This is a genomic window from Parolsenella sp. LCP21S3_E11, assembly GCF_052118165.1.
Taxonomy (GTDB): Bacteria; Actinomycetota; Coriobacteriia; order Coriobacteriales; family Atopobiaceae; genus Parolsenella.
In genome coordinates this window covers 1-11,446 of sequence record NZ_JBQKHS010000003.1, presented here as the reverse complement: position 1 = coordinate 11,446, position 11,446 = coordinate 1, and the positions used below count along the sequence as shown (strand labels likewise).

At 60.2% G+C, this 11,446-nt stretch carries 8 protein-coding genes and 5 tRNA genes; all 13 read left to right on the top strand.

What is annotated here, in order from left to right; translation table 11 throughout:
* Positions 1–13: 13 nt before the first annotated feature.
* The 13 genes from ACTQ1Z_RS04350 to ACTQ1Z_RS04290 all read left to right on the top strand — a co-directional run bounded on the left by ACTQ1Z_RS04350 (position 14) and on the right by ACTQ1Z_RS04290 (position 10,578).
* Positions 14–1,051: an ABC transporter permease gene (locus ACTQ1Z_RS04350; protein ID WP_441859020.1), complete on the top strand. Its 1,038-nt coding sequence runs from the start codon at positions 14–16 to the stop codon at positions 1,049–1,051.
* A gap of 13 nt (positions 1,052–1,064) precedes the next feature.
* Positions 1,065–2,000 carry an ABC transporter permease gene (locus ACTQ1Z_RS04345; RefSeq protein WP_441859018.1) on the top strand — a complete coding sequence of 312 codons (936 nt, stop codon included), beginning with the start codon at positions 1,065–1,067 and terminating at the stop codon, positions 1,998–2,000.
* Between the two features lie 5 nt (positions 2,001–2,005).
* Complete coding sequence (locus tag ACTQ1Z_RS04340; RefSeq protein ID WP_441859016.1) at positions 2,006–3,100, top strand: ABC transporter ATP-binding protein; 1,095 nt, start codon at positions 2,006–2,008, stop codon at positions 3,098–3,100.
* A gap of 1 nt (position 3,101) precedes the next feature.
* On the top strand, positions 3,102–4,112 hold the full coding sequence (locus ACTQ1Z_RS04335; RefSeq protein WP_293835439.1) for an ABC transporter ATP-binding protein: 1,011 nt from the start codon (positions 3,102–3,104) through the stop codon (positions 4,110–4,112).
* Between the two features lie 305 nt (positions 4,113–4,417).
* Positions 4,418–4,508 (top strand) — tRNA-Leu (locus tag ACTQ1Z_RS04330).
* A gap of 74 nt (positions 4,509–4,582) precedes the next feature.
* Positions 4,583–6,805: a SpoIIE family protein phosphatase gene (locus ACTQ1Z_RS04325; protein WP_441859013.1), complete on the top strand. Its 2,223-nt coding sequence runs from the start codon at positions 4,583–4,585 to the stop codon at positions 6,803–6,805.
* 84 nt (positions 6,806–6,889) lie between these two features.
* A complete protein-coding gene (locus ACTQ1Z_RS04320; protein ID WP_441859011.1) occupies positions 6,890–7,645 on the top strand; it encodes an anti-sigma factor antagonist in 756 nt (251 codons plus the stop codon).
* A gap of 248 nt (positions 7,646–7,893) precedes the next feature.
* A tRNA-Gly gene (locus ACTQ1Z_RS04315) sits at positions 7,894–7,969 on the top strand.
* Between the two features lie 42 nt (positions 7,970–8,011).
* Positions 8,012–8,085 (top strand) — tRNA-Cys (locus tag ACTQ1Z_RS04310).
* 43 nt (positions 8,086–8,128) lie between these two features.
* A tRNA-Gly gene (locus ACTQ1Z_RS04305) sits at positions 8,129–8,204 on the top strand.
* A gap of 244 nt (positions 8,205–8,448) precedes the next feature.
* Positions 8,449–9,414 carry a putative ABC transporter permease gene (locus tag ACTQ1Z_RS04300; RefSeq protein WP_441859009.1) on the top strand — a complete coding sequence of 322 codons (966 nt, stop codon included), beginning with the start codon at positions 8,449–8,451 and terminating at the stop codon, positions 9,412–9,414.
* A gap of 137 nt (positions 9,415–9,551) precedes the next feature.
* The gene (locus ACTQ1Z_RS04295; protein ID WP_441859007.1) at positions 9,552–10,277 is read left to right on the top strand and encodes a Bax inhibitor-1 family protein; all 726 of its coding nucleotides are present in this window, start codon (positions 9,552–9,554) and stop codon (positions 10,275–10,277) included.
* A 226-nt stretch (positions 10,278–10,503) separates the two neighbouring features.
* Positions 10,504–10,578 (top strand) — tRNA-Val (locus tag ACTQ1Z_RS04290).
* The last annotated feature ends 868 nt before the right edge of the window (positions 10,579–11,446 follow it).

The window sequence follows — 11,446 nt, the reverse complement described above, 5'->3', positions numbered from 1 at the left end:
AGGAGTTGTACGCATGGGAAAGTACATACTCAAGCGCGTCCTGCAGTTCATTCCGGTCTTCATCGGCGTGACCATGATTCTTTTCGCCATGAAGACCATCGTCCCCGGTGATCCGGTCAAGATCATCACCGGTGGCAAGCAGGTAACGCCTGAGACGGAGCTTCAGATCCGCATCACCAACGGCCTCATCGAGACAGACGAGAACGGCCGCGCCCTCTACGATGGGGATGGCAACACCATCCCCACGCCGATCTGGAAGCAGTACCTCACATACATGAATGGCCTGCTGCACGGTGACCTCGGCACGTCCTACACCCGCAACATGAAGGTGTCGGACATCTTGGCGAACAAGTACCCATACACCGTGAAGCTTGCTATCGTCGCCATCATCCTCGAGGCGATAGTCGGTATCGGCGCCGGAATGGTCTCCGCAATCAAGCGCTATTCGTTCTGGGACGTCCTTGTCACGCTCGTCACTTCGATCCTCGTGGCGATGCCCGCCTTCTGGCTCGGCATGATGCTCCAGCTTTTCTTTGGCGTCTTCCTGAAGAACGCCACCGGCGGTGCCTTCTACCTGCCTATCTCCGGTGCTGGCGGATCGAACTCCGAGTTCGAGAGCTGGGTTCACTACATCCTTCCTGCCGTGACCCTCGCTTCCGTCTCCACCGCCTATGCCGCGCGCATCATGCGCTCGCAGCTGCTTGAGGTTATGAACCAGGACTACATTCGCACCGCGAAGGCCAAGGGTCTTTCGAGGCGCGATATCATCTGGCACCACGCCCTGAAGAATGCCCTCATTCCTGTCGTGACCTACATCGGCATTGACTTCGGTGGCATGCTTGCCGGCGCCATCCTGACCGAGACGGTCTTCAACTGGCCTGGCGTTGGCTACGAGATCTACCGTGCGGTCACCCAACGTGACTGGCCCATCGTTTTGGGCGGCGTCACGGTGGTCGTCGTCGTGGTGATGGTTATCAACCTGTTGGTTGACGTCAGCTATGCGTTCCTGGACCCCAGGATTCGCTTCGGCTCGTCAAAGTCTGAGAACTAGGGAGGTGCGCTGAATGTCTATCGAAGACCAGAAGAACGCAGCTGACGAGACTGTCGAGTCCGCGGCTCAGGCTCCCGAGAAGAGCCGCACCCTCTGGAGCGACGCCTGGAAGCGCCTCAAGAAGAACAAGCTCGCCCTCATCGGCGCCGTCTGGATTCTTTTCGTCATCGTCGTGGCGCTCACGGCCGACCTCTGGGCTCCCCAGTGGCTTGGCTCGCCCACGCAGATCGACTCGACGACCGTTGCGCAGACCTCCAAGCTGCCGCCTTCCGCCGAACACCCCTTCGGTACCGACGCTACTGGTCGCGACCAACTTTGCCGCGTCATCTATGGTGCTCGTGTGTCTCTGACCGTCGGCGTTATCGCCACGCTCATCTCCACGGCCATCGGCCTCGTCATGGGTGCGCTTGCCGCGTTCTATGGCGGGATTTGGGACACGATAATCATGCGTCTCGCCGATATGTTCCTGGCGATTCCGTACACGCTGTTCGTCATCACGATGCTCGCCGTTATCGGCCAGGGCATCCAGAATGTGTTCATCGCCATCGGCATCCTCGGCTGGCCGTCCATCGCCCGTGTCTTCCGTTCGGCGATCCTCTCCGTCAAGGAGAACGACTACGTCGACGCCGCGCGTGCCATGGGCGCCTCTGACCTGCGCATCGTCGCGCGTCACATCTTCCCCAACTCCGTTGCCTCCATCGTGGTCTACGCCACGATGAACGTGGGCGGCGCCATCCTCACCGAGAGCGCGCTGTCCTACCTTGGCATGGGCGTCACCCCGCCGACCCCTTCCTGGGGCATCATGATTCAGGACGGTCAGACGTTCCTCCAGACCCAGCCCTGGCTCATGATCATGCCCGGCCTGGCGATTCTCTCCACCGTGCTTGCCTTCACCCTTCTCGGTGATGGTCTGCGCGATGCGCTCGACGTCAAGATGAAGGACGCGTGATAGTAATGGCATTCGGTAAGAAGAAGGCTGCCGAGCCCGCGCTCGACCTCAAGAACCAGCCCGTTCCTGAGGGTTGCCACCTTCTCGAGGTCGATGACCTCAAGATGTACTTCCACACTGCCGACGGCGTGGTTAAGGCCGTCGATGGCGTGAGCTATACCCTTGACCGTGGCGAGACCCTCGGCGTCGTTGGCGAGTCCGGTTCGGGCAAGTCCGTCACCGCCATGACCATCATGGGCCTCATCGAGATGCCTCCGGGCAAGATCGAGGGAGGAGACGTCCGCTATCGCGGCCACTCTCTGCTCGAGATGTCTGAGGCTGAGATGCAGCAGATTCGCGGCAATGACATCGCTATGGTCTTCCAGGACCCGATGACATCGCTGAACCCGGTCTACACCATCGGCCGACAGCTTGGTGAGGGCCTCCGCCTTCACCGTGGCTATACCAAGGAGCAGGCTACCCAGCGTGCGATTGAGCTCCTTGACATGGTTGGCATTCCCAACCCGGAGCAGCGCGTCAAGGACTATCCGCATCAGTTCTCCGGCGGCATGCGCCAGCGCGTCATGATTGCCATGGCGCTCGCCTGCGACCCCGACATCCTCATTGCCGACGAGCCGACCACGGCCCTCGACGTGACGATTCAGGCGCAGATCATCGAGCTCATGCAGGAGATGCAGGAAAAGAACGGCAACGCGATCATCATGATCACGCATGACCTTGGCGTCGTGGCCGACGTGGCGGATAAGATCATGGTCATGTACGCTGGCCGCCCGGTCGAGTTCGGCACTGCCGAGGAGATCTTCTATCACCCGACGCACCCGTACACCTGGGGCCTCATGCGCTCGATCCCAGAGCAGGTCATTGACGAGAAGAAGCCGCTCACCCCGATCAAGGGCAACCCGCCCTCTCTCGTGAACCTGCCGAAGGGCTGCAGCTTTGCGCCGCGCTGCCCGTATGCGACCGATCGCTGCCGCAGCGAGCGCCCGGAGACCTACACCTCTGAGACCGGACACTACTCTCGTTGCCACTTTGCCAGCGACCCCGAGTTCATCGCGAAGAACGCGCCCGTTAACTCCCGCACGAAGGGAGGCGAGGCTTAGGATGACCGAGCCCCTGCTTCACGTCGAGCACCTCTCCAAGGAGTTCCCCGTCGACTCCAGCGTCTTCTCCAAGGAGAAGAAGAGCGTCAAGGCGGTCGACGACATCAGCTTCGACATCTTCCCCGGCGAGACCTTCGGTCTCGTTGGCGAGTCCGGCTGCGGTAAGTCCACGACTGGCCGCTGCATCATGCGCCTCACGCACCCCACGGGTGGCAAGGTCCTCTTCAATGGCGAGGATGTCTCCGCCATGCACAAGAAGGACCTGAAGCGCATGCGTCACGACATGCAGTTCATCTTCCAGGACCCCTATGCGAGCCTCAACCCTCGTATGACCATCGGCGAGATCATCTCTGAGCCGCTGGTCATTCACGGCGAGATGCCCGATAAGACCGAGCGCATGAACTATGTGCGTGAGCTGCTCGATGTCGTCGGTCTCAATCCGGAGCACATCAACCGCTATCCGCACGAGTTCTCGGGCGGTCAGCGTCAGCGCGTTGGCATCGCCCGCGCATTCGCGCTCAAGCCGAAGCTGATCATCTGCGACGAGCCCGTCTCCGCGCTTGACGTCTCGATTCAGGCCCAGGTCCTCAACCTCCTCAAGGACCTTCAGAATCAGTACGGAACCGCGTACCTGTTCATCGCTCACGACCTCTCCGTCGTTCAGCACATCTCCGATCGCGTCGCCGTTATGTACCTTGGCAACATGATGGAGGTCTCGGACTGGAAGACCCTCTACGCCGAGCCGTACCACCCCTATACGCAGTCGCTGCTTTCGGCCGTGCCTGTTCCCGACCCGGATATGCAGCGTTCGCGTAAGCGCATCATCCTGAAGGGCGATCCGCCTTCTCCGATCGACCCGCCGAGCGGCTGCCGTTTCCACACGCGCTGCCCGATCGCTTGCGAGAAGTGCGCTCAGGAGCGCCCCGAGCTTCGCGAAGTCGCGCCTGGCCACTATTGCGCCTGCCACTTTGCGCAGCCGCACCCCATCAAGGGCTCCTCGATTGAGCTCTAGGGGAGAGTAAAGAGTGTTGTTGGGATCCCGTCATCCGTTTGGGTGGCGGGATCTTTTCTTGGGCGTCGACGCCGTCTCCTCCGGATGGGATAGCCCCGGGCGCCGGCGTCGCCTCTTCTGGACGGGAAACCTCTTGGGGAGCGAGGCCAAGACTTCTAGACGTGAATTTTGTTTCTCGTCCATTTGGCTCTTCACCTGCGGTAACGCACGCCATACAACTTTTTTAGAAAAAAGTTTAAATTCACGCTTGCGTCCGTAGGGTCATCGAGGTATATTCTTTCTCGCGCAAAACGCGCACTTGAAAAGTCGGAGTGGCGGAATTGGCAGACGCGCTAGCTTGAGGTGCTAGTGACTGACTAAAAGGTCGTGCGGGTTCAAGTCCCGCCTCCGACACCAGCAAATCTACGGGCCTTCGGGCCCGTTTTTGCTATCTAGGGGCGGCGCGCCCGCGCGCCCGGACGGGAGGCGTCATGCCGGCTAAGCGCGCGCTTGCCAAGGTCGATCACGTCGGTCGTGCCGCCATGCCTGGTGTCCTTGCAGCCCTTATGGCGCTTTCGACCGACGCCATTCTGGTGGTCGACGGTGTCGGTCGCATTCTCTCCGCCAATCCCCAGCTGGTCTCTCTTTCTGGCTTGGATGCCAATGAACTTGTGGGTACCCCTGTGTCGGATATCCTCGTGGACCCGTCGCACCCTCGCGCTCAGGACGCGCCGGCACCCGTTCTCCCGCTTGTCGCCGATGGCTCGCTCGTGAGTCTCTCCCTAAGGCTTGCTGGCGGCGGGGCGGCAATCGTGGGCGCCAGGGCTGACCGCGTGAGTGGCGGCGGCGAGACCTATGTCATCGTCATGCGTCCTGCGGATTCTGCTCTTGCGGCCGAGCGAGAACACGATCGTCTACTCGACGAGCTCTCCCTCGCCAATCGACGTCTTTCGGGCACGCTCAAGATCGTGCTCGACACGATTGACTCCCAAGACGTGGAGACCCTCTTCAGCGAGGTGATCGAGCAGATGTGCGACACCCTTGAAGCCTCGGGTGCCCTGCTCTTCCTTGCGGATGACACCGGGTATCGGCTGCGCGCCCGTTCTCACTCGCTTGAAGGCAAGAGAGTTCCGAAGTTCATGACCTATGGCGAGGGTCTCGAGACCGTCGTCTCTCGATCGGGCGGCGCCATGCGGCTGCGTTTGCTCCCTCCCAGCGAGAGGAGCCTTCGCGGTGGTGCGCTCACGTCACGTGAGCTCATGGACGAGGACACTGGCGCTCGCTGCCGCATCCCTGCGCGACAGACGCCGCCCTTCTCGAGCTTCATCTGCGTTCCCATGTGGTTTAGCGAGCGCGTGATCGCCATCATTGAGCTAGGTTGGACTGAGGTACATCCAACGCGCCGTGACGACGCGCGCCTTCTCGACACGGTGGCCCAGTACCTCTCGGTAGAGTTCGCTGCCGCCATCTCAACCATGCGAGCCCAGAGGGCCCAGGAACTCGACGCTGTCGCCACTCGTATTCATGCGATGCTCGAGGGGTTCGACGCCCCGACCGACGAAAACCTCCAGAGCTTCTCTCGGGCCCTGACGGAGGAGCTCAATGTCCAAATCGTCCGCATTCACGCGTCAGGCCTTTCGGAGGGCTCTCGCGTCTCATTGCCTGGCGTGGGGGAGGTGGAGCTCCCATATTCGATAGACGACCTCGTCCGCGGGCGCGTCGATGCGGACATAGCCGTTGTTGCGGCATCGAAGGGGTCAAGGCTCGCAAGATGGCTCGAAGAACAGGGCTTCATGGGCTCTGCGGTCCTTATCGACCTCGGAATGCTCGTGGGCAAGCGTTGGGCCGCGCTGCTTATGCGTGCCCCGGACAAGGAACCCATAGATGACGCAGAGTTCGACTTGCTCCGTCGCATTGCCATCGACGTCCGCCAAGAGGTTGAGGCGGGCGAGCGTAGGAACAAGGACACGCGCATCGCACAGGCGCTTCAGAGCGGTATGAAGAGCGAGCTCCAGGAGGTCGAGGGCATCACTGCCCATGCGCTCTACTCGTCTGCAACTGCTGCCGCGCTTGTCGGGGGCGATTTCTATGACCTCATCCGTCTGCCCAACCGTCGCGCCTGCGTGATTCTGGGTGATGTCTCGGGTAAGGGCGTTGAGGCGGCGAGCGTCTCCGCCGCTGTGCGCACGGCCCTTGGAGCCTATGCCTGGGAGGGTCAACCGCCCGCGCGTATGGTGCGACTGCTTAACGATTTTCTCCTCGGCTTCTCTCGTCTGGAGACTTTCGCCACCCTCTTCGTGGGCGTTGCGGACCTCAAACATGGCACGCTGACCTATTGCTCTGCCGGACATCCCCCGGCGCTGCTCCTGCGTGCGGAGACTGGCGAGATGGAGACGCTCGACGAGCAGTCTGGCGTGGTGGGCGCCTTCCGCGGCATGACGTACCACGACGGCCATGTCTCCCTCTCTGAGGGGGATCGCATCTTGCTCTACACGGACGGCGCAACGGAGGCTCGTAACCCGAGCGGCGCCTTCTTCGGAGAGCAGGGACTGCGTGACGCCGTGATGGAGGAGGCCGCGGGCGACTTCGACGACATGCTTGACCGCCTGCTCGAGCGAATCGATGTCTTTACCGAGCGCAGCCTCGACGACGACGTGGCGATGGTCGTGCTGAGGTTTGATCAGCTCGGTGGCTCACGCCAACGGAAGGCCTAGGCTTGCGGCGACGTGACCCTTACGTTTGCGGAAACCTTGCCGCGCGTAGGTATCAACCCCCGCGCGTCTGGGCAAAATTGGGGCATGACATCGACTGGCGACATACTCTTACTTCCCGTGCGAGGCGACCTGGACGTCGCGAGCGTTCCGCGCGTGCGCGCCTACCTTGATCGTGCGATTGACGGCGGTTGCCGTCGCGTCATCCTCAGCCTTGCGGATACAGACTATGTCGACAGCCTTGGGATGGCGTTGATCCTCGCCTACGCGCGGCGCCTTGCGGAGAAGGGCGGCCTGCTCTCGCTCGTGAACGTGGGCGACAACGTGTACCGGTCGCTTGCGATATGCCGCCTCGTTGACTTCATTCCCGTTATGGGCAGGGCCCCCAAGCCGCCAGTTCCGGCGCTCGATCCCTCCGTGAGGCCCCTTTGGCACGGTACGATGCGGGTGGATGAGACCCACCTGAGTGCCGCGCGCCGCCGCCTCGAGCAACTCCTCTCTCGCACGGACCTCACGAACGACGAGGTGTTCGATCTCACGCTTGCCGGTGGCGAGGCGCTGGGCAACGCGGTTGACCACACCTGCGCGGAAGGCGTCCTGCTTACCGTGTGGGTCTATCCAGATCGCGCCGTGGTCGAAGTGACGGATTGCGGCTCCGGCTTCGAGCTGGATGAGGACGGGGAGGTTCCGCAGGGGGAGGGCAGCGACTGCCTCGAACGCGGTCGCGGCATCAAGCTCATGCGCATGCTCTCCGACTCCGTTGAGATCTGCCGCAAGCCTAGCGGCACGGGAACCGTGGTACGCCTCGTGAAGCTGTTCACTCCAATGGCTGCCACCGTCTAGGGCGGACGCGGGGTCGTTTTGGGAATCGGGGGGTGCCGTGGTGACCCGATTGATCTGCTGTCGTTTCTAGGTTCCCGCTTCTTTGGTCGAGCTGCCGGCTTAAAGGCGGGCGATTGAAGTGTGCAGAGCACAAAACATTGGGACGTAACGTCGTCTCTGCTAAAGTTGCAGGTAGCAAGCGAATTCGAAAAAAGTTGAAATTCACGCTTGCATGAATGCACAGTCTTGCGTATAGTATTTTCTCGCACGCGGACATGGCTCAGTTGGTAGAGCACCACCTTGCCAAGGTGGGGGTCGCGGGTTCGAACCCCGTTGTCCGCTCCATGAGATTGAGGGGCCGGCCGCCCGGCCGGCCCTTTTTTCTTCGGCGACGTGGCCAAGTGGTAAGGCATGGGCCTGCAAAGCCCCTACCCCCAGTTCGAATCTGGGCGTCGCCTCCAAAGAAATGAGCGGCCTGCCCGTCAGGCCGCATCCATTTCACGTGCGGACATGGCTCAGTTGGTAGAGCACCACCTTGCCAAGGTGGGGGTCGCGGGTTCGAACCCCGTTGTCCGCTCCATGAATTCGAAGGGTCGGCTAAAAGCCGACCCTTTTTGTTTATCTCGGCATGCCGCTGCCTTCGCGTTGCGTTCGCGGGCCCCATAGCATGCCGCTGGCTTCGCGTTGCGGTCGTGAGCCCCGTCTTTCGAGTGGCGACAGACCAATCCGCCCGTCACGCCCTATTGGCCGTTGGTCTACCATGGAAACGCGTCGTCTGCTAATACTTGCGACGTGTCGTTCGCATCATCGGATGGAGCCCGAGCTTGGTAACTATCCTCCTCATAGTCCTCGCGCTCGCCCTCGCGTATGTTCTCGTGACGCGAGCCATCAATGCGCGTGGCTATCGCATGGCGAGCGGTAAGAGCTTCCGTAAGCTCGCGCGTCGCGGCAAGCTGCCGAAGGAGATCGCTGATGCCGCGGACGAGGTCATTCTCGACCGCCAGAGGCGCAACAGCGCGCGCCTGCGTCATGACCCCGCCTATGCGGATCTCAAGACGCAGCCAAAGCCCAAACTCTCCTCAGAGCAGGTCAAGGCGCTTAAACGGGCGCGTCTCAATGTCCGAGACGAGTGGCTCGACCATATGCGTCCCGGCTTCTACCAGTACGTGATCATCTTCATGGTGGCGAGCGTCGCGGGTTTGATCCTCGAGATGGCATGGATGCTCATATCGTCTGGTCGTACGGAGCTGCGCGTAGGGCTCGTGTGGGGCCCGTTCTCGCCGCTCTACGGCTTTGGCGCATGTCTTCTCACGATGGTGCTCTGGAACTTCCGAACCGCTCCCAAGGCACAGGTCTTCTTTGTCTCCGCGCTTCTCGGCGGTGGCCTCGAGCAGACGACGGGCATGCTCATGGAGGACCTCTTCCATGCCCAGTCCTGGACCTACATTGGCCTTCCGGACGCGATCACCCAGTGGATTGCATGGAGGTTCCTATTCGCCTGGGGTGTCCTCGGCCTCGTTTGGTGCCGTGTTGTCATGCCGGAAGTCATCTATCGCATCGGCGAGCCCACGAATCGCAGACAGATCGTGATCGTGTCGCTCATGACCGCATTCCTCGTCGTGGATATGCTTGCCACGGTCTTCTGTTTCTACCGAAAGGCCTGCCGCGATGCCGGGATTCCGCCTCATAACTCGGTGGAGGAGTATGTCGACTCGAAGTTCAATGACGAGTTCATTGCGAATCGCTTTCAGAATCTCGTGGTAGGCGAGGACCTCGAGCCAAACAAGTAGCAATACCCATGCCCATTCCTGCGCGTTGCGCATAACACCTAGGAAATGGGTAGAAGAAACGTACTGCGCCCCGAGCGCGCCAGTATCGATGGGCATATGGATTCGTTCGCCCTGCGGACACGACGATAGGACCTTTCATGAACAACGACCAGTGGCAGACCGGAAACCAGGGTGGTATCGAGCCCTATTCCCCGTTTAGCGTCGAGGGACAGCGCGCCGGCAATGGCGGCAGGCTCTCCGTGAGGGCGTACGGTCTCCTTCTCACGGCGCTCGTTCTCGCTGGCTTCCTTGTGATGGGTGCCTGCGCGAGCCTGTTCTCCAACGTTTCGTTTCTGCTCGCGGTATTGGACAACTACTTTGCGATCTCGGTCGTGAGCTTCATCGCCTCGATTGCCGGCATCATCATGATGGGCCGAGGGAAGAGCACGGAATCCGTGGGGCTGTCGCTGACGGGCTACATCCTCTTCGTGCTCTCGTTTGGCTTTACTACTTCGACGATCTTCCTTATGTACTCTGCCCAGACCATCTCTACGGCCTTCTTGGCGACGGCGGGTATCGTCACGGTGTTTGCATGCCTGGGCATCGCCGTGCCGCATGTCTTCGAGAAGATCTCTGGCGTTCTCGGCGGATGCCTGCTTGCGCTCATCGTGGTGCAGATCGTCATGGCCTTCCTGGCCGTCGACCAGACGCTTATCGACTTTCTTGTCATCGTGGTGTTCTGTGGCTTCATCGGCTATGACTTCCACAAAGCGATGTTCGACGAGCCTACCGTCGTAAACGCGGTCTATAACGCCTCCGAGCTTTTCCTCGACATCATCAACGTCTTCATCCGCGTCCTGTCTCTGCTGTCGCGCAGGGACTAGGGGAGGATTCACCTGGCGATCCCAGATTTTTGAAAAACTTTTGGGATCTTATCTGAGCTTCAAGAGACTACGAACATGCAGGTAAAAGCATGTTTCTAGGTTTGAGAACCCAATGCGGACGAGATAAATTCCGCCAATTTCTAAAAAAATTTGAAATTGTGGGTTGCATTGGGTTGGGGGCTCAGATATATTAATCCCCGCGCCGCGAGGCGCACCCCAAAGCTTCGGGCGTTTAGCTCAGGGGGAGAGCGCTTCCCTGACACGGAAGAGGTCACAAGTTCAAATCTTGTAACGCCCACCATAAATGATGAGGCCGGAAGCAAGTGCTTCCGGCCTCTTTTGTTATCTGAGGTTATGGCGTCAATGCTGCAGTTCAAACTGCGGCAAGTGTGTTTTGGCTAGAGGAGTATCAGTTGACGCTCTCCGTAATGTCGCGTTGAGACTCAAGCCACTCTGCGCTGCGGGGTGAGTTGGCACTATCGAGAGCGTCTGCACTGCGGGGCGAGTGAACGCCACCGAGAGCTTGAGTGCTTTGGAATCACGAGCAGGATTAGAAGCGAGGCGCCTGCCAAGATGCCGGGCATGGCTCCACCTGTGAAAGCGACATAGTCGCCGCCAACGAATACGCCCACATATCCGATGAGAGTAAAAGCAATTACAACGAGCCCGGTGACCTTTAGGGCCTAATTGACGTCATTCGCGGGAGCTATCTCGCATTCGTGTCGTCTGCCACTTTGGCGAGGATGATTGCCTTCCCGCTGTTAGAGATGGAGAAGGAGGCAGCCTCAAAACCTTTGCTGGTAATTTCATTTGCAGAGTGTGCGATAAGGGTAGCCATCTATTTGGTCGAGGGACTGTATCCGATAACGAATGTCTTGCACATGGGGCCTCCGTTCTAATTGACCTAAAACATGCTGATAAACCATGGTGTGACGATGAGATTAGGTGCAAGCTGTATTGGCTTTGCGTGCGATGGGTAAAGAAATCTACAAGGCGTTAAGTGCTAGCAAATGTGTGCGTCCCGTGGAGACGCCCCCGCCCCCTTGCGGGCGGCCCCGGGGGCGCGTATATTTCATCCCTGCGCCGCGGCCGGCGGGTCCCACGGGACGGGCGGAGGCGGCGCGGGCGAACCTTGAGAACCGGATACTGCGATCGATGAGATCGACGAG